Origin of the sequence: Quadrisphaera sp. GCM10027208 (assembly GCF_042658805.1) — a bacterium.
GTDB lineage: Bacteria > Actinomycetota > Actinomycetes > Actinomycetales > SCSIO-59966 > SCSIO-59966.
Window position 1 is genome coordinate 112,418 of sequence record NZ_JBHSRC010000008.1, and the last position, 23,502, is coordinate 135,919.

The following is a 23,502-nucleotide window of genomic DNA, read 5'->3' on the forward strand; positions in this document are numbered from 1 at the left end:
CGGATCAGGCCTGCTGCCGCGACCGCACCAGCGTCTCCACCTGCAGCTCCAGGACGGGCCGCCCGTGCTGGTTGCGCAGCTCGCCGGCCATGGTGACCAGAGACCGGCCGTCCGCCTCCGGTGCCACGGACCGCACGGTGATCGAGCACGTGAGGACGTCTCCGGCGCGCACGGGCCGAAGAAAGCGCAGGCTGCTGATCTCCTTACCGGCGACCACGTCGTAGCGGTGGAAGAGGCCGGTCACCGCGAGCCGCTGGAAGACCGAGGCGGTGTACAGGCCGCTGGCGATCAGGCCACCGAAGGCGCTGGCCGCGGCGAGCTCGCCGTCGACGTGGAAGTACTGCGGGTCCCAGGTGGTGGCGAACGCCACCATCTCCTGCTCGGTGACGGCGTGTGAGCCGCAGTCGATCTCCTGCCCGACGGGCATGTCCTCGGCGGGCAGGAGCGACTGCGCAGGCGGTTCGAGGTCGGGATCGGTCACAGGGCTCGGGCCACCAGTTCCTTCATGATCTCGTTCGTCCCTCCGTAGATCTTCTGGACGCGCGCAGCGGCGTACATCCGAGCGATCGGGTACTCCATCATGTAGCCGTACCCGCCGAAGACCTGCAGGCACCGGTCGACGACCTTGTTCTGGACGTCGGTGCACCAGAACTTCGCCAGGGAGGCGCCCGCGGCGTCGAGGTCGCCGGCCAGGTGCCGGGTGATGCAGCTGTCGACGAGGGTGCGCGCCGCGAGGGCGTCGGCGGCACACTCCGCCAGGACGAACCGGGTGTTCTGGAAGGACATCAGGTCCTCGCCGAAGGCCTCCCGCTCCTTGGCGTAGGCGGTCGCGTGCCTGACGGCCGCCTCCGCGGTGGCGGCCGCCGTGACGGCGATGATGAGCCGCTCCTGCGGCAGCTGCTCCATGAGCTGCACGAAACCACGCCCCTCCACCGCGCCCAGCAGGTTGGCGACCGGGACGCGCATGTCGACGAAGGCCAGCTCTCTGGTGTCCTGGCCGTGCATGCCGATCTTCTGGAGCACCCGTCCCCGCTGGAAGCCTGGCAGGTCAGCCGTCTCGGCGACGATGAGGGACAGTCCTCTGGCCCCGGGCTCGTCACCGGTGCGTGCCACGATGATGAGCACGTCGCAGTGGGTTCCGTTGGAGATGAAGGTCTTCGAGCCGTTGATGACGTAGTCGTCACCGTCCCGGACGGCGCGGGTGCGCACCCGTTGCAGGTCCGACCCCGTCGTCGGCTCCGTCATCGCGATGGCCCCGACCAGGTCGCCGGACGCCATTCCGGGCAACCAGCGCTGCTTCTGCTCCGGTGTGCCGAAGGCGTTGACGTAGTGGGCGACGATCGTGCTGTGCACGCTGTTGGCCCAGGCGTCGTCGGCGGCACGTGCCTGCTCGGCCGCGAGAACGGCCTCGTGCGCGAACGTGCCTCCCCCGCCGCCGTACTCCTCGGGGATGCTGAGACACAGCAGGCCGGCCTGACCGGCGGCGCGCCAGAAGTCGCGGTCGACCATGTGCTGCTCTGCCCACCTGGCCTGGTGGGGCACGACCTCCTTGTCGAGGAAGGTCCGAGCCAGCTGACGGAGGTCCTCGAGCTCCTCGGTCATCCACGGTGACCGGTAGTCGTCCAGGATCACGGTGCCGTTCCTATCTGCCGGTGAAGGTGGGAGTGCGTCGGTTGATGAAGGCGTCGACCCCTTCACCGGCGTCGGCGGTGCCGAGCGCGAGGAGGAAGTTGCGACGTTCGTGGGCGAGCCCTTGGTGGAGCGGCAGGTCGTTGACTCGGCGCGCCGAGTCCGCCGCGTACGCCACGGCTCGAGGCGCGTTGCCGGCGATCTGCGCCGCGAGGTCCAGGGCACGACCGAGCACGTCGTCGTCGTCGGCGACATCGGCGACCAGACCGGCGGCGTGGGCCCACGCGGCGTCGACCGGGGTGCCGGTCAGGAGCATCTGCATGGCCTTGGCCTTGCCGATGGCGTGCACGAGCCGCTGGGTGCCTCCGGCACCGGGGATGACCCCGAGCCGGACCTCCGGGAGCGCGAAGCGGGCCGACCGGCCCGCGACGGCGGTGTCGCAGGCCAGGACCAGCTCGCACCCACCGCCGAAGGCCACACCGCGGACGGCGGCGATGGTCGGGACAGGTAGCCGCTCGATGGTCTCGAAGAGCCGGTCGAACGCCAGCGTGTCCAGGGGGGAGGCGCCGGCCATGGTCGGGATCTCGCCGATGTCCGCGCCGGCGCAGAAGGCCTTCTGCGACCCGGTCAGGACGACGACGCGCACGGCCGGCTCACCAGCCGCCTGCTCCAGGTGGCCGACGAGCTCGTCGACGAGTGCACGGCTCAACGCGTTGAGAGCGGCGGGCCGGTTGAGGGTCAGCACTCGAGCGGCACCGGTCGTCTCGGCGAGCACCAGCCGCTCAGGCATCGAGCTGCTCCCCGCCGTAGGCGCCGGCGTACTCGGCGCGGATCCGCTTCTTGTCGAACTTGCCGACGCTCGTGCGGGGGATCTGCGTGACGATCTCGATGGCGTCGGGCAGCTGCCAGGTGGCGAACGCGCTGGACAGGTGGTCGCGGACCTCCTCCAGAGTGATCTGCTGGCCCGGCTTGGGGACGATGAGCACGAAGGGCCGCTCCTGCCACCTGGGGTGGCTCAGGCCGACGACTGCGGCCTCGGCGACGGCCGGGTGGGCGAGGAGCAGGTTCTCCATGTCGATGGACGAGATCCACTCCCCGCCGCTCTTGATGACGTCCTTGACCCGGTCGGTCACCTTCAGGTACCCGTCGGCGTCGATCGTGCCGACGTCGCCGCTGCGCCAGTACCCGTCGTGGAACCGGTCGGCCCGGTCCTCCTCGGTCATGTTGTGGTACGTCGTGGTCACCCACGGCCCGCGCACGCAGATCTCTCCCTGGGTGACGCCGTCCCACGGCACGTCGTTGCCAGTGCCGTCGATGAGCCGGATGTCGACGCCGGTGACCGGCAGGCCCTGCTTGCGCTTCAGCTCGAGCAGCTCGTCCTCGGTGAGACGCTCCCGGACGCTCGGCTTGTAGCGGTTCATCGTCACCAGCGGGGTGGTCTCGGTGGCTCCGTAGGCGTGGACGACCTCAGCACCAGTCAGCTCGCGGAAACCGCGCATCATGGTCAGCGGGGGCTCGGTCGCTCCGGACATCATCCGCAGCCGGGACAGGTCCGGCTTGGTCTCGAGCGTCTCGATGTACTGCAGCATGGGCAGGAAGATCGCTGGGGCCCCGTTCGCGACGGTGACCCCCTCGGCGATGAGCGCGTCGGTGAGCGGCCTGGTGTCCTCGGCCGTGTAGCGACCGGGCAGGACGATCTTGTTGGCCATCAGGGTCGCTGCCTGCGGCAGGCCCCACGCCTGGCCGTGGAACATCGGGGTGATCAGCATGGTGCAGTCGTCGAGCACCATCCCGACGTTCGTAGCGATGGCACACGAGTGCAGGTAGATCGCCCGGTGCGAGTAGTACACGCCCTTGGGCCGACCGGTCGTGCCCGTCGTGTAGCACGCGCTGTACGCAGAGCGCTCGTCGACCTCGGGCCAGGTGATGTGCCCGTTCGCGGCGGCCACGAGGTCCTCGTAGTGGTGCACGTTGGGCAAGCTGGTCTGGACGTCGGACAACGGCTTGTCGGTCATCACGACCCAGGCCCGCACCCCCGGCAGTCTGGGAGCAACGGCTTCAGCGACCGGCAGCAGGGTCTCGTCCACGCAGACGACGGACGTGCCGCTGTCCTCGATGACGAACGACAGGTCCTCCGGACCGAGGCGGAGGTTGAGCTGGACCATGACCGCCGCGAGACCGGGGATGGCCCAGTAGAGCTCGTAGTGCCGGCGGCTGTTCCAGTCCAGGATGCCGACCCGGTCCCCAGGCTCGACACCGAGAGCACGCAGCGCGTTGGCGCCCCGGATGACGCGCTCGTACGCCGCCGCGTACGTGTAGCGGTCCCACCCTCCGTCCGCGGTCCGGTAGACGATCTCGCGCTCGGGGTGGGTCCGGGCGGCGTGCCGGATCAGCGTGGTCGTGTTGAGCTGGACGTCGTCACCCATGGTGGACGGGTACCCGGTGACGACGGGGCGAGTGGTGAAGGTCGATGTCACGACGGTCTCCTGTTCAGCGGGCGGCCATGCGCAGGGCTCCGTCGAGACGGATCACCTCGCCGTTGACCATCTGGTTCTCGATGATGTGGACAGCGAGGGCAGCGAACTCGGACGGGTCACCGAGGCGCGCCGGGAACGGCACCTGCTGCCCCAGGGACTCCCTGGCCGCCTCCGACAGCTCGCCCATCATGGGCGTGAGGAATAGTCCGGGGGCGATCGTGGCGACCCGGATGCCGTACCGGGCCAGCTCGCGCGCGATCGGCAGCGTCATGGCGACGACTCCGCCCTTCGAGGCGGAGTAGGCGGCCTGGCCGATCTGACCCTCGAAGGCGGCGACCGAGGCGGTGTTGACGATGACACCACGCTCGCCGCTGGGACCAGGTTCGCTGTCGCGCATGGCGGCGGCCGCGAGCCGGATGACGTTGAAGGTGCCGCCGAGGTTCACCTCGAGAACCCTCATGAAGTCCTCGAGCGGGTGCGGTCCGGACCTGTCAAGCACCTTCTGCGCGACGCCGATACCGGCGCAGTTGACCACTCCGGCCAGCGGTCCCGGCTGCTGAGTCGCGACGTCGACGGCATGGGCCACCGCACTGGCGTCGGTGACGTCGGTCTGGACGAGCACCGCCCCGGCCGGCGCCGTCCCGGCACGGTCTGCGACGACCACGTGGGCGCCGCGCTCGAGCAGGGCGGCAGCGGTCGCGCCGCCGAGCCCGGAGGCGCCGCCGGTGACGAGGAAGGTGCGGTCGGTGATCTGCATGCTGCTCCCTCAGTGGATGCGTTCGACGATGGTCGCGTTGGCCATGCCGCCGCCCTCGCAGATGGTCAGCAGCCCGTACCTGGCCTCTCTGCGCTCGAGCTCGGCCACGAGCAGGGTGAGCAGCCGGGCGCCGGTCGAGCCGAGCGGGTGGCCGATAGCGATCGACCCGCCGTTGACGTTGAGCTGGTCCTGGGGGTAGCCGAACTCCTCCAGCCACAGCAGGGGGACCGGCGCGAACGCCTCGTTCACCTCGACCAGATCGATGTCACCGATGGTCAGCCCAGCCTGGTCGAGAGCCTTCTGCGTGGCCGGGACGATGGCGGTGAACTGCAGCACCGGGTCGTCCGCGGCGACCGCCATCGAGACGATGCGGGCCCTGGGCCGCAGCCCGGCCGCCTCGGCCGCGGAACGGTCGGCCACCAGGAGGGCCGCGGCGCCGTCGCTCACCTGCGAGGCGTTCCCGGCCGTGATGACGCCGTCCGGGGAGAAGACGGGCGGCAGCGCCGCGACCCGTGCAGGGTCGATGTCGGCCCGGATGCCCTCGTCGCGGGTCATCGGGGCGACGGAGCCGTCCTTGTCGGTGCCGTCGAGGGGAACGAGCGCAGAGGCGAAGTAGCCGGCGTCGGACGCAGCGGCGGCCCGGCGGTGGCTCTCGACGCTGAACGCGTCCAGCTGCTCACGGGTGAGACCCCACTTGGCTGCGACCAGCTCGACGGAGGGGCCCTGAGCCGGCAGGTGCCCGCCGAACCGGGCGAGGGCCCGCTCGCCGTACCAGTCCCCCCCGCCGCCGCCCGGGACGAAGAGCGGACCAAGGTCCACCCGGCTCATCGACTCGACCCCGGCACCGATCGCGAAGTCGTACTCGCCGGACTTGATCGCCTGGGCGGCGAAGTGGACCGCCTGCTGGCCGGACCCGCACTGGCGGTCCACGGTCGTCCCGGGCAGTGAGATGGGCAGACCGGCACCCAGCAACGCGTTGCGGGCGACGTTACCGGTCTGCTCCCCGCGCTGGAGGGCGCAGCCGACGATGACGTCGGAGAGCCGGTCGGGATCGAGGCCGGTGCGCTCGGTCAGGTAGGACAGGGTGTGCGCCAGCAGGTCGACGGGGTGCCAGGTGCGCAGCTGTCCGCCGCGCTTGCCGACCGGGGTGCGCACGGCGTCGACGATGACGGGTTCACGAGTCATGGTGGATCCCCTTGGTGGTGGATGGGACGTGGGCGGAACCGGAACCGGGACCACCGCCGGACAGGTCCTCGACGGCGACGATCGGGATGTCGCGGTCATGGCCGAGGGCGACCCAGTGGGCGCTGCCCTCGGTGGCGAAACGGGCGGCGAGGTCCTCACGGGTCGTCCCGACGGCCGCGGCGAGGCGTCGGGCGAAGTGCGGTTCGAGCGCACCCACGGCGACGTACCCGTCACTGGTGGCGTAGATGCCGTAGCCGGGTAGGCCCCCTCCGAGCGGGTTGCCGGGACCGGTCAACCCGTGACGTACTGCTGCCGACGCGGCGAGGGCCGCGTCGTCGAGGACGACGCGCTCGCGGACGCCGCGACCCTCGACCGTCCGCCGGCGCAGCCCGGCGAGCGTCGCGGTCACCGAGCGCTCGGCTCCCAGGACGTCGACGAAGGGCACGAGCGGCATCGTGGGCGGCGTGAGCGTGCCGCGGGCGGCCTGGTAGGTCAGGTCGTGTCCGGCCTCCTCGGAGCGTTCACCGTCGTAACCGACGATCTCGACCAGGACGAGACCGTGGCGCTCGACGCTGTCGGCCAGCTCGAGACGCTGCAACGCGGAGGGCCGCATCGAGGTCAGCAGCACGTCGGCACCAGCCAGCCGGTCCTCCAGCGCTGCCCGGCCGGCCGGCTCCTTGAGGTCGAGCGTGACGACGTCCTGGCCGGCGACGAGCTCGTCGTACCAGCTCCTCGCCACCTCCCGGAGCGGGTCACCCCACGGCGGCTCGACCTTGGTGACCGTCGCACCCATCGACGCGAGACGAGCGGCCGCCAGCGGCCCCGGCAGGTTCACGGCCAGAGACACCACGTCGACTCCCGCCAGCGTGGCGGAGGTGGGCGTCATGGGCACGGGCTCGCTCCTTTGCGATCACGGGTCTATACGACCGTACAGTCAACGTTACGTTCGTGCAATGGTTAGGATCGACGAGTTCGACGAGGCTGTCGCAGGACTCCACCAGGGACGAGGTCGAGACATGGCGCGACCGGTGCCCGCAGGGACGGCGCGCGCGGACGACATCACGGCCAAGGCACGGATCCGGAACGCCGCGCTCGAGCTGTTTGCCCGGGACGGAGTCGAGGGCACCTCCCTGCGGGCTGTCGCCGCAGCGGCGGGCGTGACGGTCGGCCTGATCGTCCACCACTACGGGACCAAGGAAGCGCTGCGCGAAGCCGTCGAGCTCGCCATCGTCGAGAGGTTCGCGGACGCGATCGCGTCCGTCCCGCTCGACAGCCGCCCGGCCGGACGGATCGCGGCCGCCCGGGACGAGGCGGTCGCGGACATGCTGGCGGCGAGTCCGGCGATCGTCGACTACCTCCGCAGAGCCCTGCTCGACGGCGGAGGCGAGCAGGGCGACCTCGTGAGCCGGCTCAGCCAGCTGTCCGCACAGCAGGTCCACGACCTGCGCGCAGCCGGCGTCGCCTCGACCAACCACACCGTGGGCGAGCAGGTCCTCACCATCATGGTCCGCCAGTTCGGGCGCCTCTTCCTCCAGCCCCTCGTCGACCGCATCTCCCACGAGTTCCCCGAGGACATCGACCCGTCGAGGACGCCCCCGCGGCTCACGGTCGAGCTGGCCCTCGACGCCTCACGCGCCGACGACCGAGACTGACCTCCCTGCCCCCGGGCCCTTCGGGGAGGCGGGGCGGTGACTGGTGACCTCTGGCCCGGGCTCAGAAATCTTTGTCCACGACCGCATGCCCGCGCGGCGACGTGGGTACCTCCTCGTGACGGACGCCGGGCCCCCAACGCCTGGGACACCAGGCAAGCCGTGGTTCCACACCCGTCGAGAATCCAGACCCGCCGAGACGAGGACGAGACGTGGCATTCAACCCCCTCGAAGAACGAGGCCTACCCCTGGATCAGCAGATCCGCAGCTGGCGTGAGCTGAACGTCGAGCCGTTCGATCCCGACGCCGTGCACCCGTACACCCGGTGCCGCGTGATCACGATGAACGGGATCGAGGTCGAGGCGCTGGTCTTCAGCCACCAGTTCGCCCGGCACACCAACGACAAGGACCTGCAACGCCAGCTCGCGCTGTCGCGTTACGTCGATCATCAGCAGCAGAAGGTGGTGAACTGGCTCCTGCCGGGCTGGTCGTCAGTCCTGGAGACCACGATCGCGTACGAGCAGGTCGCTACCGACCTGACCGCGTGGGTCGCGCGCAACGAGCCCGACCCGTACCTGAAGCAGGCCTACGAGTTCGGCGTCCTGGAGGACTTCGACCACCTCTACCGGTACTCCAACCTCTACGAGATGATCGAGCACCGCAAGGCGGAGAAGATCGTCGACGAGCTGACGGAGGTCATCCCGGGCCGACCGACCCGGGCGCACCACCGTCACCCGTTCGACAACGTGCGCGACAACTACGACAAGCAGACCGCCGCAGCGATCTCGAAGCTCCACCAGCTCACGATCACCTCGGCGGAGCAGCAGACGCTGAACTACTACGCCAACGTCGGACCTCAGTACATGGAGCCGATCGCCCGGCAGCTCTACCAGGAGATCGGCCTCATCGAGGAGGAGCACGTCACCCACTACGAGTCGCTGGGCGACGGCAGCGAGAGCTGGTTCGAGAAGTTGCTGCTGCACGAGTACAACGAGTGCTACCTCTACTACTCGTTCTTCGAGCAGGAGGTCGACCCGAAGGTGAAGCAGATCTGGGAGTTGCACCTGCAGATGGAGATCGGGCAGCTGCACGCCGCCTGCGACCTGATGCGCCGGTACGAGGACCGCGACCCCGAAGCGCTGCTGCCCACTGAGCTGCCCAACGTGCTGCTGTTCGAGCCGAACAAGGAGTACCTGCGCCACCTGCTCGCAACGCAGATGGACCTGACCACGCTGGGCACGGGCTACGTGCGCGACCAGCATGAGCGGTTCGTCGCGATGCAGGAGAGGCTCCAGGGCGACGGGACACCCGTCTCCGACATGGTGATCGAGCAGCACCGCGAACGCTTCGAGGGAGCGGACTACCGATCCGAACAGGCAGGGCCGTATCCGCAGGAGGCTCAGGACCGAGCCGAGGCGCAGTGGGGTGGGTTGTGAGCACCGGTCACATCGAGATGCCCTACGGACAGATGCCGCCGCCGGACGTCGTCGAGCTGCTCGTCGCCCAGCACATGCGGATCCGGGACCTGCTGGGCGACGTGCTGCGCACAGACGGCGAGCAACGGCACCACGCGTTTCGGGAGGTGCTGCACCTGCTGTCGGTGCACGAGACCGCCGAGGAGGAGGTCGTGCACCCACGCGCCCGGCACGCTCAAGACGCCGGTGGCGAGGTCGTCGACGATCGGCTCGACGAGGAGCGCGAAGCGAAGGAGCTGCTGGCCCAGCTCGACGGCATGGACGTCGACGACCCGCAGTTCCTCCCGCTGTTCACCCGGCTCCGCCAGGCGGTCATCACCCACGCGCTCTACGAGCAGCGCTACGAGTTCAACCATCTTCGCCACCACCTCTCGACGGCGGAACGGGCGACCATGCTCACGCTCGTGCAAGCGGCGGAGCAGACCGCACCGACGCGCCCTCATCCCGGGGTCGAGTCCGCAACCGCCAACCTGCTGCTAGGTCCGCTGGCGGCGACCGTGGACCGGGCACGGGACGCGATCCGTAGCGCACGCGAGGACGGGCCTCCGTAAGCGCGCTCACCGACGCCGCGACGGACAGCAGGTGACACTGCACGTCAGGCTCATCAAGGGCCTGGCAGCGACAGAGCACCGACCCGAAGTGGAGCACCGATGAGCGTGAAGGTGATCTGGAACGGCACCGTCCTGGCAGAGAGTCAGACCAGTTCCGACGCCGCGTGGACGTACCAGGATCCTTCACCGGCGGCCTGCGACATCAAGGGTCACGTCGCGTTCTGGCGCGGCGTGCAGGTCGTCGCCGACGAGGGTCCCGCCGTCGAGGGGTCGGCCGTCGAGGGCTCCGCCGTCGAGCAGGGTGACCGGTGAGCACACCGACGACAGAACGCACCGTCGACGTCGTCGTCATCGGCATGGGCGTGGCCGGCGAGGCTGCCGCCGGTGGGCTGGCCGCAGCCGGTCTCGACGTGCTCGGCGTGGAGAGCGACCTGGTCGGCGGCGAGTGCCCTTACTGGGGGTGCATCCCGACCAAGATGATGGTTCGGGCCGCCGGTCTGCTCGCCGAGACGCGTCGCGTCGACGCGATGGCCGGCAGCGCCCACGTCACCCCCGACTGGGGCAAGGTTGCACAGCGGATTCGTACCGAGGCCACCGACGACTGGGACGACCAGGTCGCCGTGGACCGGTTCACCGGCCACGGGGGTCACTTCGTCCGGGACCGGGCCCAGCTGGCCGGCCCCGGTCGGGTGCTCGTCGGCGGTGAGCTGGTCGAGGCGAGACGAGGAGTCGTGCTGGCCACCGGCACCGTCCCGTCCGTGCCGCCGGTGCCGGGGCTGGCGGACACGCCGTACTGGACGAACCGGGACGCGGTGCGCACGACCGACGTGCCCACCTCCATGGTCGTCCTCGGCGGTGGCGCTATCGGCCTGGAGCTGGCGCAGGTCTTCGCCCGGTTCGGCGCGATGGTCACGGTCGTCGAGGTCGCCGACCGGCTGCTGGCCGCGGAAGAGCCGGAGGCCTCGACCCTGGTCCAGGAGGTCCTGGAAGCCGAGGGCATCTCGGTGCTCACCTCCGCACAGGTCGACCGGGTCACCCACGACGGCCGGTTCACCGTGCACCTGCCTGACCGCACCCTCACCGCCGACCGACTGCTGGTCGCCACCGGACGGCGGGTAGAGCTCGCCGACCTCGGGCTGGACACGGTCGGCCTCGACCCGTCCGCCCGTGCTGTGGCCGTCGACGAGCACCTGCGTGCTGGTGAAAAGCTGTGGGCGGCCGGTGACGTGACGGGTCACGGCGCGTTCACCCACGTCGCCACCTACCAGGCCAAGATCGCCGTCCGCGACATCCTCGGGGAGCCCGGCCCGCCGGCGGAGTACGACGCGGTGCCCCGCGTCACCTTCACCGACCCCGAGGTCGGAGCCGTCGGCCTCACCGAGGCGCAGGCCCGCGACCGCGGCCTCGACGTCCGGGCCGCACTGACGCAGGTGCCGTCCTCGGCACGTGGCTGGCTGCACAAGGCGGGCAACGAAGGTCTGATCAAGCTCGTGGTGGACGCGGGCAGCGGGTTGCTCGTGGGTGCCACGTCCGCCGGTCCGGCGGGCGGGGAGGTCCTCGGCGCGCTGGCTGTCGCCGTCCACGGCCACGTCCCGGTCGAACGGCTCCAGCACATGATCTACGCCTATCCCACCTTCCACCGTGGTATCGAGGACGCGCTCGCCAGGCTCGACGGCCGAGGCCTCACCCGCGAGTAGGCGCTGTCACCGGCCACGGAGGTGCCCACATGTCCAGCGACACCACGGCGCAGGAGGCGGGGGCGGGCCGCCGAGCACCGAAGCGGGCCACCGGACCCACCGCGCCGGCGGACTGCCGACCTGGAGCAACCAGCGACAGGACCCGGGCCAGTCCTCCGAATCCGACCAGTCCTCCGACTCCGGCCAGTCCTAGACCCCGGCCCCTGGACCCCGGCCAGCCGAGCCGGAGCACGCGGCGACGGCCGGCTGGTTCACCGCAGCTGCTCAGCGAGGTCGAGCAGGGACGTCGCCTCCAGGTCCGGGGTGGTGAAGTATCCGGGGAAGGCGCCACCAGTCCGGTTGACCCACGCGCTGCCCAGACCGGCGCGGGCCGCGCCGTCGGTGTCCCACGGGTGGACGGCCACGAGCATGGCGTCCTGCGGGTCGACGCTGCACCTTTCGAGGGCGTAGGCGTAGGCCGCGGGCGCCGGCTTCCAGACCCCGGCGGCCTCGACTGACAGGACCTGCTCCACCTCGTCGCGCACGCCGGCCTCCGCCAGCAGCCGGTGCGCGATCCCAGCCGCGCCGTTGCTCAGCGTCACCAGACGGATGCCCAGGCCGGCGAGGGCGCGGACGCCGTCCGGCACGTCCTCGTGCACCCGCAGCTCACCGAACCCGGCCATGACGTGAGCCACCGCGTCGTCCAGGCCGACCCTCAGCGCAACGCCGCCAAGGAGGATCCGCAGCGACTCCTCACCGATGCGCGAGAACGGCTGGGACCGGCCGGTGACGGCGAGCGCGAAACCGTCGCGCAGCAGACCGGCGAACCAGCTGGTGGCCAGATGCCCTGGCGCGCCGAACTCCTCGAACCTGTCCGCCAGCGGGGACATGTCCGACAGCGTCTCGTTCACGTCGAACACCAGCACGCGGGGACGCCGCACCCGCTCGGGGCTCGCCTGCTGGCCGGGCCTGACGAGCTCGGGCATCGGCTGTCTCCTTCACGGACGAACGACGGTGGCCGCTGCAGCGTCCAGGCAGTCTCGCGGACGTCGAGCGTACGCTCCGGGGCCCCGAGTCGTCGCTCCCGTCACAGGGCTACCGTGCTGCCGCAGACCACTCGCGAAGGGGCTCGGAATGACCTCTCACCCGCACCACGGCATCGGCGCTGTCCGCCCCGAGGGGTGGGTCTACTCCCGCGCCCCCATGATCATCTACTGGGAGCTGACCACGGCCTGCGGGCTCGCCTGCCGCCACTGCCGGGCCACCGCCATGCCGGACCCGGCGCCTGGGGAGCTGACCACGGCACAGGCGCTGTCGGTGCTCGACGCGATGACCGGGTTCGGCTCGCCGCTGCCGCACGTCGTGCTCACCGGCGGAGACCCGCTGCGTCGCGGCGACCTGGACCTGCTGATCGCCGAGGCCGGCGCCCGGGGCATCGAGGTGTCGCTGGCCCCCGCGGTCACCGAGCTGCTCACCCGCGAGCGTCTGGCTCAGCTGCAGCGGGCCGGGGTGCAGGCGATCTCGCTGAGCCTGGACGGCTCGGACGCCGCGCACCACGACGGCGTCCGCGGGGTGGCGGGCACCTTCGACGCCACGGTCACCGCACTGCAGGACGCCGCGGCGCTGGGTGTCCCGGTGCAGGTCAACACCTTGGTGTCGGCCCAGACGGTGGACGACCTCCCTGCGGTCTACGAGCTCCTGCGTCACCACACCCTCATGCGCTGGAGCCTGTTCTTCCTCATCTCCGTGGGCCGCGGCTCCCACCTGCAGGAGCTCGAACCGGGCCGGGCCGAGCGGCTCATGCACTGGCTGCACGGTCTGAACGCCGAGGCGCCGTTCCAGGTCAAGACGGTGGAGGCGATGCAGTACCGGCGGGTCGCCGTGCGCCGGATGCGCCGCGCCGGCCTGACCGACGAGCAGATCGAGGCGAGCCCGCTGGGCCGGGGCTTCGGCGTCCGGGACGGCAACGGGATCGTCTTCATCGCCCACGACGGGACGGTCCAGCCCTCCGGGTTCATGCCGATGCCCCTGGGCAGGGTCCCCGCCGACGACATCGTCGAGCTGTACCGCCACCACCCCGACCTGGTCGCCCTGCGCGACGTGACCCGGTACAAGGGCCGCTGCGGCCGCTGCTCCTACGCCCGCTGGTGCGGCGGCTCCCGGGCCCGGGCGCTGGCCCGCACCGGTGACCCGCTGGAGTCCGACCCGCTGTGCCCCTACGAGCCGCGCGCAGGTGCTACGACCCGGCCCGACAAAGGGCGTCGCGCTACGACCTGACGCCGCGACGGACCAACGGGAGAAGGGCCAGCAGCACGGCGTCGACGGCCACGAACACGAGTGACGCCCCCCGCTCGTGACGTCGTCACGAGCGGGGGGCGTCATCCACACAGAACCACGTGAGCCGGGTTGGGCCTCCTCAGCCTTGGAGACTGAGGGCGGCGACAGGGCAGGAGTCCACAGCAGCCTGCACCTCAGTGCGACGGGCCTCGTCGGGCTGGTCGTCGAGCACGACCACCGTCCCGTCCTCACCCACCTCGAAGAACTCGGGTTCCATGGCCTCGCACATCCCCAGGCCCTCACACCGACTCCTGTCGGCGACGATCCGCATCAGGCGGCCTCCGCCTTCTCCAACGGAACGAAGTCCAGCTTGTCGCGGACACCGCAGTCGGGGCAGCACCAGTCGTCGGGGACCTCCGACCAGGCCGTCCCGGCGGGGAATCCCTCGCGCTCCTCGCCTCTCTCCACCTCGTAGACGTAGTCACAGTTGGGGCAGCGAGCAGCCATGACCTCCTCGACCGCACCGGTGGTGAGATCGTCGGACGCTGGCTTCTCGTCGTCCTGCCCGTGCACTGGCGGTGGGTAGGCAGCCAGAACCTTCTCCCGCTTGCTGGGCTGGATGTTGGCGCGGCTGATGTCACCGCCGAAGTGGGCCAGCACCCTACGGTCCATGACGCGACGCCAGATCGGCGGGACCAGCGCGATGAGGATCATCCCGGCATAACCAGTCGGGAGGACGGGTGACTCCTCGTAGTCTCGCAGAGTCTGGTAGCGCCGTGTCGGGTTGGCGTGGTGGTCGCTGTGCCGCTGCAGGTGATACAGCAGCACGTTAGTGGCGATGTTGTTGTTGTTCCAGGAGTGCGACGGGTTGACCCGCTCGTACCGCTGCCGGCCTGGGGCACCGACCTTCTGACGCAGCATGCCGTAGTGCTCCATGTAGTTCACCACTTCAAGCAACGAGAAGCCCACCACTGCCTGCAGGACGAGGTAGGGCAGAATCTCGATACCCAGCCAGGCGATGAGGACACCCCAGAGCACCGCGGACATGAGCCAGGAGTTCAGCACGTCGTTGCCGAGCCGGAACGGGTGCTGGTTCCGGCGGGCATAGCGCTTCTTCTCCAGGTCCCATGCGCTCTTGAGTGACCCGAAGACGGTTCGTGGCCAGAATGCGTAGAAACTCTCCCCGACTCGGCTGGAAGCCGGGTCCTCGGGCGTGGCGACGCGGACGTGGTGACCCCGGTTGTGCTCGATGTAGAAGTGGCCGTAGAAGGTCTGTGCCAAGGCGATCTTGGACAGCCACCGCTCGTGACTCTCCTTCTTGTGCCCCAGCTCGTGGGCCGTGTTGATGCCGATACCGCCGATGGCACCGATCGTGAGTGCCAGACCGATCTTGTCCACGACGCTGAGATCGCCACGAGCGATGAGCCAGAATGCTGTCACGAAGCCCGCGTACTGGATCGGCAGGAAAAGATAGGTGATCCACCGGTAGTAGCGGTCGCGCTCCAGCGCCTCGATCACGTCGTCGGGCGGGTTGGAGCGGTCAAGACCGGCGATCAGGTCAACGGCCGGCACGACACCGAACACGATGATCGGACCGATCCAGAGCCACACGCCCCACCCGGTGAGCTCGTGCAGCCCGATACCGAGGAAGGCCAACGACGGCACGACGAGGCCAAGGAGCCACAGGTAACGCTTCTTGTCACGCCACTGTGCCGTCGACCCCTCGGCAACCGTGCCGGTGGCCGCGATCCGGCCCGGAAGGGCCGACCCCTGATCTGCGGAATCTGTGCCTGCCATGGGAGAACCTCCTGTGCTGCAGTTGACAAGCGGACCGGTTAAGACGCCATGGTTGACACGTTACGGACACATGTCAAGAGGTTCGGACCAGATGCCGCCCTCAGACCACAGACCAGACAGTCTCGGCCAGCTCGACGGCGTCCCTCCATGGAGCACGACGGTGGATGAGCGCGCGGAACTTCATGATCCGGGCTGGAAGGTTCAGGCTCAGCGCACCGGTGACGCGGTCGCCCTCGCGGTAGAGCGCCAGCCACCGGTCCGCCCAGACGTCGCCGAAGAGGACGACGTCGGCGCCGTCGCAGGTCCCAACCATCTGAAGCCTTTGTCCGTACCAGTCCGACCAGAAGTACGGCACGCTGTGGTGGGCAGCTGCGGCATGCGGGTTCAGTGCGTTGCGCGCTACGGCGGTGGCCTGCTCGGAGGCAGACGTCCAGTGCTCCAGGCGCATCTCCCGAGCGAACAGTCCGTTGGTCCACCGGGCGACGTCACCGGCCGCGTACACACCAGGGACGCCGGTGGCGAGAGTCTCGTCGCAGACCACCCCGTCGGTCACGGTTACTCCCGATCCGATCAGCCAGTCGGTCGTGGGCGACGCACCGATACCGACCACCACGACGTCGGCGGGAAGACTGGTCCCGTCGGTGAGGACGACGTTCTCGACACGGCCGTTGCCACGGACCTCCCGCACCCCGACTCCACAACGCAGCTCGGTGCCCCACCGGGCGTGCAGGCTTGAGCACGCATCGGCCATCTGCTCCCCGACTGCTCGTACCAAGGGCCGCGGTGCCGCCTCGACGATGGTGACCTCGAGCCCTCGCTTACGGGCGGCCGCAGCGACCTCCGACCCGATGAACCCGCCTCCGACGACCACCACGCGGCGTGCGGCGTCGAGGTCTCGCCGCAACGCTGTGGCGTCGTCAACGGTTCGCAGCGTGTGCACCCCGTCGACGGCGACGCCGGGCAGGTCCCGGGCATGGGCGCCGGTGGCGATCACCAGCGTCCGGTAGGGCAAGCGTGAATCGTCCAGAACCACCTCGGAGAAGTCCGTGTCGAGGCCCGTCGCCGGCACTCCGAGCAGTAGCTCGACACCGAGGTCACGCAAGTGGGACTCGTCCCGGTACGTCGGGATCCTCGGCGGCTCATCGGCATCAAGAAACCGCTTGGACAGCGGGGGACGGTCGTAGGGCAGGTGCGGTTCGGCGCCGACCAGGGTCAAGGGGCCGTCGTACCCCGCCCGCCGGAACGCCTCGACCGTTCTGAGGCCGGCGAGGGAAGCGCCGACGACGACCACCGGTGCCACACTCACGAGTACGTGCCCTCCGCGGCCGGGGTCGTCACGCCAGTGGGCGTCTGATGGCGGTCGATCGCCGACGCGCTCTGGTGCTCGTCGCCCTCGAGGCGCGCCGCTGTGGTGCGTGCCGTCCACAGCGCCGCGGGAGAGCAGTCCGGCACTACCGGGTGCCTGGGCGGTACCGGGTCGAGGCGCTGGTAGGGCTCACCGGCAGCAGGCCGCAGGTCCGGTTCGCCGTGGTTGGGCCACAAGGCGAACGCCCGTTCCGCCTGGGCCACGATGGTCAGCGACGGGTTGACCCCGAGGTTCGCCGAGATGGTGGAGCCGTCAACGACGTGGATGCCCGGGTAACCGTAGAGTCGGTGATAGGGGTCGACGACCCCGGTCTCAGGCGAGTCACCGATGGCGCACCCACCGATGAAGTGCGCGGTCATGGGAATGTTCACCAGCTCCCCGAGGGTGCCTCCCGGGATACCACCGATCTGCTCGGCGACCCGACGGGTCACTTCGTTGCCGATCGGGATCCAGCTCGGGTTCGGCTCACCGTGGCCTTGTCGCGCGGTGAGTCGCCCCCATCTGGTGTACGTGGTGAGAGAGTTGTCCTTGGTCTGCATCACCAAGGTGATGATGGTTCGCTCCGACCAGCGACGCGGAACCAGGATTCGCAGAAACGTGCGCGGCTGCCGCACCGCCACCCCTAGCGCCTTGAGCCACCGGGGCAGCCGTCCGCCCCCGTCGGTCATCACCGTCTGCAGCAGACCCATGAGGTTGCTGCCCCGGCCGTAGCGCACGGGCTCGACGTGCGTCTCGTCGTCGGGGTGGAACGACGAGGTGATCGCGACCCCGCGACTGAAGTCCTGATCGACCTTCCGTGTTTGTGCGCCCAGCAAGGACTCCGAGTTCGTCCGGGTCAGCACCCCGAGCCGTGGCGAGATGTCCGGCAGCTTCCCCGTGTCCCGCATCCGGTGCAGCAGCCGCTGGGTCCCGAGCGTGCCGGCAGCCAGCACCACCTGTGGCGCCGTGTACGTAGAGGAGGGCCGTCGCGACCAGGAGCCGGTGGCGACGGTGTCCACGGCGAAGTCGCCCGAGGGGGTCGGGCGGACCGCCACCACCGTCGTGTCAGGCACCACCCTGGCGCCGGCCCGCTCGGCCAGGTACAGGTAGTTCTTGACCAGGGTGTTCTTGGCGCCGACCCGGCAGCCGGTCATACAGGACCCGCACTGCGTGCACCCGGTGCGCTGAGGTCCGGCGCCACCGAAGTAGGGGTCCGGCAGCGTCACGCCAGGCTCGAGAGCGCCGTCACGGCCGAAGAAGACCCCGACCGGGGTGAGCCGGAAGGTGTGCCCGACCCCCATGTCGTCGGCGACCTTGCTCATCACCTCATCTGGTGCGGTACGGACCGGGTTCTGCACCACCCCCAGCATGCGGCGGGCCTGCTCGTACCAGGGCCCCAGCTCGGCGTGCCAGTCGGTGATGTGGCCCCACTGCCGGTCCCGGAAGAACGGCTCCGGGGGCTGGTACAAGGTGTTCGCGTAGTTGAGCGAGCCGCCACCCACCCCGGCGCCGGCGAGCACGAGCACTCGCCCCACCTTGCTGATCCGCTGGATACCTCGCAGACCGAGGCGCGGAGCCCACAGGAAGCGGCGCACGTCCCACGACGTCGCCGGCAGGTCCTCGTCGGTGAACCGGCGGCCGGCCTCCAGGACGATGACCCGGTAGCCCTTCTCCCGCAGACGCAGCGCGGCGACACTGCCACCGAACCCACTGCCGATCACGATGACGTCGGCGGTGTGGTCGACATCGCCGTCGAGGTGCCGCTGGGCTCCTGCAGCGCCGCGGCCCTCGAGGTTCGCTTGTGCCGTCATGGTGCTCCTTCGCGCCACAATCCACGCGTCCGCCGACGCCCTCTTGACCGAAGACTTGGCGTTGTCCTGCTGCTTGTCAAGTACGGTAAGACTGTCGGCGATGAGGCAGACACGGTGAGAGGTCGGCTGGGTCGTCGTGCGAGAATGATCGCGTGACGACGGCGAGTGAGATCCGGGCCTCGGCTCGGCAGCAGCTGCGGGAGGCCCTGCTCGACGCAGCCAGGGAGATCACCGTCACTGCCGGGTGGCAGCGGCTGCGCATGGGAGCCGTGGCCGCACGCGTCGGCGTGAGCCGGCAGACGTTGCACAGCGAGTTCGGCACCCGCGACGCGTTGGGGCAGGCGTTGATCATGCGCGAGACCCAGCACTTCCTCAACGGGGTCGCCGAGTGCCTGGAGCGCCATCCCGGCTCGCTGGGGAAGGGGGTTCGCGAAGCGGTGGAGTACACCTTGGAACGGGCCGCCGAGCACGCCCTCCTGCGCACCATCCTGACCAGTGCTCGAGGCGGCGACGACAGCCTCCTGCCCCTCCTGACGACCCGCAGCGAACCCGTCCTTCATGCCGCCTCCACGGCCCTGTGCGCCTACGCCACCGCGCAGTACCCGCACCTCGACCCGGACCATGTGGCCGAGGTGGTCGACAGCGTCGTTCGGCTCACCGTGAGTCACATCGTGCTGCCCGCCGAGCCCCCCGACGTGATCGGGCGGCGGCTCGCCCGGTTGGTGCTCAACGCCCTCGACCTGCCCGACGAGGACCTCACGGCGGAGTGAGTTCGGGGGTGGCGACCGATCAGCGCAGCTCCTCGGCGCCGTCGATCAGCTCCTCCGCTGCTTCCTCGACGGAACAGAGTCCTGCCCCATCCGGCGACCGCCGTCTCCATGACGTCCACCACGTCGCGGCACACACTCGGTGCACGGTCGAGCGGGCAGACCAGGTGTACAGCCGTGAGAACTCAGGAGCCGGGTTCGTAGACGTCTCGAACCCGGCTCCACCTGCAAAAACCCTTGGTAGCGGGGGCAGGATTTGAACCTGCGACCTCTGGGTTATGAGCCCAGCGAGCTACCGAGCTGCTCCACCCCGCGTCGGTGACATCACCGTACGTCGTCCCGGGGCCGGGAGGCAAATCGCCCGGCCCCGGGACGACGTCACTGGTCGGTGGCTGCGCCCGCGTCGAGCTCGGCCTCGGCGGCGAGCGCGTCCTCGATGGCCGCCTGGAGGCGCTCCTGGGCCTCGCCGTAGGCGGCGAAGTCGCCCTCGGACAGTGCCGCCTGCCCGTCCTGGAGAGCCTCGTTGGCCCGCTGCAGCGCGTCCGTCAGCCGGCTCTGGGCGTCCCCGGGCACGGTCGGCGCCGTGGTCGGGGCCGGCTCGTCCGCAGGTGGCTGCTCGCCCTCGGCGGGCGGCTCCTCGCCCTCGGCCGGCGGGACGGTGTCCCCGCCGGTCACCGGCGTGCCGGCGTCCCCGGCCTCCGCGCCGGAGTCGCCACCGAAGACCTGGTCGAGTGCGGCGTCCAGGGTGTCGGCGAAGCCGATCTCGTCCCCGAAGGACACGAGCACCCGGCGCAGCAGCGGGTAGGAGGTCTCCCCGGCGCTCTGCACGTACACCGGCTGCACGTACAGCAGACCGCCGCCGACCGGCAGGGTCAGCAGGTTGCCGTTGAGGACCTGGGACTCCCCGAGCCGCAGCACGTTGAGCGACTCGGACACGGCCGGGTTGGAGTTGAAGTCGTTCTGCACCTGGCCCGGGCCGTTGACGACCGAGGACCGCGGGAGGGTGAGCAACCGGATCTGGCCGTAGCCCTCCCGTCGCTCGCCGTCCTCGCTGCCGGCCTCGGCGTCCACCGCGACGAACCCGGTGAGCACGTTGCGCACGCTCTCCCCCGTCGCCCGAGGGATGTACGTCGAGGTGAGGGAGAACGACGGGTCGTCCTGGCCCGGCATCTGCAGGGTCAGGTAGTACGGCGGCTGCGGCTCCTCCTGGTCCGAGGTCGGGTCGTTGGGCGTCCGCCAGAAGTCCTGCTCGGAGTACCACGCGTCAGGGTCCTCGACGTGGTAGCTGGACAGCACCTCCCGCTGGACCTTGAACAGGTCCTCCGGGTACCGGAAGTGGCTCATCAGCTCGCCGTCGATCTCGCTGAGCGGCCGCACCATGTCGGGGAAGACGTTCGTCCACGCCTGCAGCACCGGGTCGTTCTCGTCCCAGGCGTACAGGGTCACCGAGCCGTCGTAGGCGTCGACGGTGGCCTTGACCGAGTTGCGGATGTAGTTGACCTCCTGCGCCCGCAGCGCGACCACCGACTGGGACGTCGCGGTGAGGGTGTCGATGGTGAGGTCGCCCAGCTGCTCGAGGGAGGAGTACGGGTAGGCGTCCGACGTCGTGTAGCCGTCGACGATCCACTTGATCCGCCCGTCGACCACGGCCGGGTACACGTTGCCGTCGAGGGTGAGGAACGGCGCCACCTTCTCCACCCGGTCCCGCGGGTGCCGGTCGTAGAGGATCTGCGACTCGGAGTTCACCGCGTCCGACAGCAGGAGGTTCCAGTCCCGCAGCTTGATGGCGTACAGCAGCCGGTTGACCGGGGACCCGACGTCCGGCCCCCCGTCCCCGGTGTACGTCGTGTTCCGCTGTCCGTTCGGCGCCTCGTCGTCGGGGTAGTCCAGCTCGCGCGGCGGGGCCCCCTCAGGCGCGCCGACGATCGAGAACGACGGCGAGCTCTCCCCGAAGTAGACCCGCGGCTCCTCGAGCTCGAGCTCACCGACCGGCGGGATGCCGCGCTGGAAGAACGCCGGCTCCCCGCCGGGAGTGCGCTGGTTGCCGTAGGCGCCGACGAAGCCGAACCCGTGCGTGTAGACGGTGTGGTCGTTGATCCAGCTGCGGGCGTTGTCGGCCAGGCCGTCGAGGTCGAGCTCGCGCACCGCCACGACGGCGTCCCGCGTCTCCCCCTCGATGTCGTACCGGTCGACGTCCAGGGTGTCGGGGAAGGCGTAGTACTGCCGGCCCTGCTGCAGCTGGCGGAAGGCAGGGCTGACCAGCGACGGGTCGAGCAGGCGGATGGACGCCGTCGTCTCGGCGTCCTCGCGCAGCGCCCCGGGCTCCCCCTCCTCCTCGGCGTTGTAGGGGATCTCCTCGACGTCGTCGATGTCGAACGCCGCCCGGGTCGCCTGGATGTTGCGCTCGATGTACGGGGCCTCGCGCGACTGCTCGCTGGGCTGGACCTGGAAGCGCTGGACGACGGCCGGGTAGATCCCACCGACCGCGATCGCCGAGACGACCATGAGCCCGACGCCGACGGTGGGGATCCGCCACGTTCCGGTGAACGCCGTGGCGACGAACAGCACAGCGACGATGACGGCGATGATGGCCAGGATCGTCCGCGCGGGGATGACCGCGTTGACCCCGGTGAAGCCGGCGCCAGTGAACAGCCCGCTGTCGTCGATGACCTGGGAGTACCGGTCCAGCCAGTACGAGCCGGCCTGCAGCAGCACGAGCAGCGCGCCGAGCAAGGCCAGGTGGACCCGGGCAGCCTTCGTGGTCCGCTCCCCCGGCCCCTGCAGGCGGAACCCGCCGTACAGGTAGTGCGTCGCCGCGCCGGCGAGCGCGGCCAGGACGACGACCGCGGTGAGGAAGCCGAGCACGAACCGCAGGAACGGCAGGGTGAAGACGAAGAACCCGATGTCCATCCCGAACTCGGGGTCGGTCGCACCGAACGAGGTCCGGTTGAGCCACAGCAACACGGTCTCCCACTGCTGGGCGGCGGCGGAGCCGGCGAACAGGCCCAGGCCCGCGGGCAGCGCGATGAGCACGAGCCGGCGCAGCGGTTCGAGGGACTCCCGGTAGCGGTCCAGGCTCTGCTGCTCCGGGGACACCGGGGCGTAGACCGGGCGGCTGCGGTAGGCGAAGGAGAGGCTGGCGAACACCGCGGCCGCCATGATCGCGGCGCCGGCGACGAACAGCACGACCTGGGAGACCAACCGGGTCCGGTACACCTGGCTGTACCCGACCTGGTCGAACCAGAGCACCTCGGTCCAGATCTCGGCGGTGACCACGAGCAGCAGGACGATGGCGCCGAGCACGACGAGAGTGGGCACCAGCGGGCTGCGCCGACGGCGCTGGACCACAGGGCGGCCGGCTCGGGGGTCGGAGGGGAACGTCACGGGGCGTCGGACCTCACTGGCGTCGGCGTGGCATCGGCACGGTACCCGGCGGTGCCGCTCGGGACACCACCGGAACTGCTGGGCTGTCCCCTAGGTTCCCACGTGCGACCATCGTGGTGTGCACCCGGCCACCAACGAGCCCTTCCCGTCCGACGGGCCGGCCCCGATGGACCACACCGGGCGTGCCCTGGACCGCGCCGTCCGCGAGCTCGAGCGTCACGTCGCGCGTGGCGGCTGGGACGGGCCAGTGCGGGTGTTCGCCCTGATCCGGACCGCACAGGCGATCGCGCGGGACCCGAGCCTGCGCCAGCAGCTGCCGCCGGACCTCGTCGCCTCCGCCGACGCGGACCCCGAGCACGTCACGTCGGTGGAGCAGGAGGGACTGCCCGAGGTCGACACCCTCGAGGAGCTGCTCGGCCGGATCGCCTGGCCTCCCACCGTGGACGGCGCGGCGATCGTCGTCGAGCGGATCGTCGTGCCGCCGGAGGCCGAGGCGGGCCTGCCGGCCGACCCGGACGCCGCCGTCGAGCAGCTGCTCGCCCACCCGGCCCGCGAGGACGTCCGGATGGCGGCCGGCGTGCTGCGCTCGGGGCACTCGGCGTGCGCGCTGCGGACCCGCCGTCACGACGACGACGCGGCCGTGGCCAGCGGCACGGACCTCGTCCCCGGTCTGGTCGAGGCGCTGCGGCGCACCCTCGAGGACTGACCGCTCGAGGACTGAC

General features: G+C 70.3%; 21 protein-coding genes and 1 tRNA gene. 8 read left to right on the forward strand and 14 right to left on the reverse strand.

The genetic code is table 11. The features are described 5' to 3' along the window. Positions 1-4 precede the first annotated feature (4 nt). The 7 genes from ACFP6A_RS12985 to ACFP6A_RS13015 form a co-directional block, all read right to left on the reverse strand. Positions 5-481: a MaoC/PaaZ C-terminal domain-containing protein gene (locus tag ACFP6A_RS12985; RefSeq protein WP_379604168.1), complete on the reverse strand. Its 477-nt coding sequence runs from the start codon at positions 479-481 to the stop codon at positions 5-7. Next, the gene (locus tag ACFP6A_RS12990) at positions 478-1,632 is read right to left on the reverse strand and encodes an acyl-CoA dehydrogenase family protein (RefSeq protein WP_379604170.1); all 1,155 of its coding nucleotides are present in this window, start codon (positions 1,630-1,632) and stop codon (positions 478-480) included. The genes ACFP6A_RS12985 and ACFP6A_RS12990 overlap by 4 nt, the downstream gene beginning before the upstream one ends. 10 nt (positions 1,633-1,642) lie before the next feature. Then, positions 1,643-2,419 (reverse strand): enoyl-CoA hydratase/isomerase family protein, encoded by a 777-nt coding sequence (locus ACFP6A_RS12995; RefSeq protein ID WP_379604171.1) that lies wholly within the window; start codon positions 2,417-2,419, stop codon positions 1,643-1,645. Continuing rightward, positions 2,412-4,055, reverse strand: a complete 1,644-nt coding sequence (locus tag ACFP6A_RS13000; protein WP_379604232.1) for a long-chain-fatty-acid--CoA ligase — start codon at positions 4,053-4,055, stop codon at positions 2,412-2,414. Before ACFP6A_RS13000 ends, ACFP6A_RS12995 begins: the two co-directional genes overlap by 8 nt. A 64-nt stretch (positions 4,056-4,119) precedes the next feature. After that, positions 4,120-4,863, reverse strand: a complete 744-nt coding sequence (locus tag ACFP6A_RS13005; protein WP_379604173.1) for an SDR family NAD(P)-dependent oxidoreductase — start codon at positions 4,861-4,863, stop codon at positions 4,120-4,122. A 9-nt stretch (positions 4,864-4,872) separates the two neighbouring features. Next, complete coding sequence (locus tag ACFP6A_RS13010; RefSeq protein ID WP_379604175.1) at positions 4,873-6,048, reverse strand: thiolase family protein; 1,176 nt, start codon at positions 6,046-6,048, stop codon at positions 4,873-4,875. Beyond that, positions 6,038-6,934, reverse strand: a complete 897-nt coding sequence (locus ACFP6A_RS13015; RefSeq protein WP_379604177.1) for a CoA transferase — start codon at positions 6,932-6,934, stop codon at positions 6,038-6,040. Before ACFP6A_RS13015 ends, ACFP6A_RS13010 begins: the two co-directional genes overlap by 11 nt. A 130-nt stretch (positions 6,935-7,064) precedes the next feature. Here ACFP6A_RS13015 and ACFP6A_RS13020 point away from each other — a divergent pair, with 130 nt between their 5' ends. The 5 genes from ACFP6A_RS13020 to ACFP6A_RS13040 all read left to right on the forward strand — a co-directional run bounded on the left by ACFP6A_RS13020 (position 7,065) and on the right by ACFP6A_RS13040 (position 11,420). Then, positions 7,065-7,700 carry a TetR/AcrR family transcriptional regulator gene (locus ACFP6A_RS13020; RefSeq protein WP_379604178.1) on the forward strand — a complete coding sequence of 212 codons (636 nt, stop codon included), beginning with the start codon at positions 7,065-7,067 and terminating at the stop codon, positions 7,698-7,700. A 209-nt stretch (positions 7,701-7,909) separates the two neighbouring features. Then, on the forward strand, positions 7,910-9,133 hold the full coding sequence (locus tag ACFP6A_RS13025; protein ID WP_379604180.1) for a hypothetical protein: 1,224 nt from the start codon (positions 7,910-7,912) through the stop codon (positions 9,131-9,133). Further along, on the forward strand, positions 9,130-9,723 hold the full coding sequence (locus tag ACFP6A_RS13030) for a hemerythrin domain-containing protein (RefSeq protein WP_379604182.1): 594 nt from the start codon (positions 9,130-9,132) through the stop codon (positions 9,721-9,723). Before ACFP6A_RS13025 ends, ACFP6A_RS13030 begins: the two co-directional genes overlap by 4 nt. 99 nt (positions 9,724-9,822) lie before the next feature. Further along, positions 9,823-10,035, forward strand: coding sequence for a DUF427 domain-containing protein (locus tag ACFP6A_RS13035; protein WP_379604184.1), 213 nt, complete (start codon positions 9,823-9,825; stop codon positions 10,033-10,035). Next, entirely contained in the window at positions 10,032-11,420 is a 1,389-nt protein-coding gene (locus tag ACFP6A_RS13040) for a dihydrolipoyl dehydrogenase family protein (protein WP_379604185.1), read from the forward strand. Before ACFP6A_RS13035 ends, ACFP6A_RS13040 begins: the two co-directional genes overlap by 4 nt. A 251-nt stretch (positions 11,421-11,671) precedes the next feature. Here the strand turns inward: ACFP6A_RS13040 and ACFP6A_RS13045 are convergent, their stop codons facing one another. After that, the gene (locus ACFP6A_RS13045; protein ID WP_379604187.1) at positions 11,672-12,385 is read right to left on the reverse strand and encodes a haloacid dehalogenase type II; all 714 of its coding nucleotides are present in this window, start codon (positions 12,383-12,385) and stop codon (positions 11,672-11,674) included. Positions 12,386-12,533: 148 nt separating this feature from the next. On the opposite strand from ACFP6A_RS13045, the gene ACFP6A_RS13050 reads away from it, so the two are divergent. After that, the gene (locus tag ACFP6A_RS13050; protein WP_379604189.1) at positions 12,534-13,676 is read left to right on the forward strand and encodes a TIGR04053 family radical SAM/SPASM domain-containing protein; all 1,143 of its coding nucleotides are present in this window, start codon (positions 12,534-12,536) and stop codon (positions 13,674-13,676) included. Between the two features lie 139 nt (positions 13,677-13,815). Here the strand turns inward: ACFP6A_RS13050 and ACFP6A_RS13055 are convergent, their stop codons facing one another. The 4 genes from ACFP6A_RS13055 to ACFP6A_RS13070 form a co-directional block, all read right to left on the reverse strand. Beyond that, positions 13,816-14,007 (reverse strand): ferredoxin, encoded by a 192-nt coding sequence (locus tag ACFP6A_RS13055; protein WP_379604191.1) that lies wholly within the window; start codon positions 14,005-14,007, stop codon positions 13,816-13,818. Next, positions 14,007-15,473: a fatty acid desaturase gene (locus ACFP6A_RS13060; protein ID WP_379604193.1), complete on the reverse strand. Its 1,467-nt coding sequence runs from the start codon at positions 15,471-15,473 to the stop codon at positions 14,007-14,009. Before ACFP6A_RS13060 ends, ACFP6A_RS13055 begins: the two co-directional genes overlap by 1 nt. A 100-nt stretch (positions 15,474-15,573) precedes the next feature. Beyond that, positions 15,574-16,779 (reverse strand): NAD(P)/FAD-dependent oxidoreductase, encoded by a 1,206-nt coding sequence (locus ACFP6A_RS13065; protein WP_379604195.1) that lies wholly within the window; start codon positions 16,777-16,779, stop codon positions 15,574-15,576. Continuing rightward, a complete protein-coding gene (locus ACFP6A_RS13070) occupies positions 16,776-18,629 on the reverse strand; it encodes a GMC oxidoreductase (protein ID WP_379604197.1) in 1,854 nt (617 codons plus the stop codon). The genes ACFP6A_RS13065 and ACFP6A_RS13070 overlap by 4 nt, the downstream gene beginning before the upstream one ends. A gap of 152 nt (positions 18,630-18,781) precedes the next feature. Here ACFP6A_RS13070 and ACFP6A_RS13075 point away from each other — a divergent pair, with 152 nt between their 5' ends. Continuing rightward, complete coding sequence (locus tag ACFP6A_RS13075; protein ID WP_379604199.1) at positions 18,782-19,399, forward strand: TetR family transcriptional regulator; 618 nt, start codon at positions 18,782-18,784, stop codon at positions 19,397-19,399. A 235-nt stretch (positions 19,400-19,634) separates the two neighbouring features. Here the strand turns inward: ACFP6A_RS13075 and ACFP6A_RS13080 are convergent. Next, a tRNA-Met gene (locus tag ACFP6A_RS13080) sits at positions 19,635-19,711 on the reverse strand. Positions 19,712-19,774: 63 nt separating this feature from the next. Beyond that, positions 19,775-22,780: a UPF0182 family protein gene (locus ACFP6A_RS13085; protein ID WP_379604201.1), complete on the reverse strand. Its 3,006-nt coding sequence runs from the start codon at positions 22,778-22,780 to the stop codon at positions 19,775-19,777. 118 nt (positions 22,781-22,898) lie between these two features. Between ACFP6A_RS13085 and ACFP6A_RS13090 the strand changes: the two genes are divergently transcribed. Continuing rightward, positions 22,899-23,486, forward strand: coding sequence for a PPA1309 family protein (locus ACFP6A_RS13090; protein ID WP_379604203.1), 588 nt, complete (start codon positions 22,899-22,901; stop codon positions 23,484-23,486). The last annotated feature ends 16 nt before the right edge of the window (positions 23,487-23,502 follow it).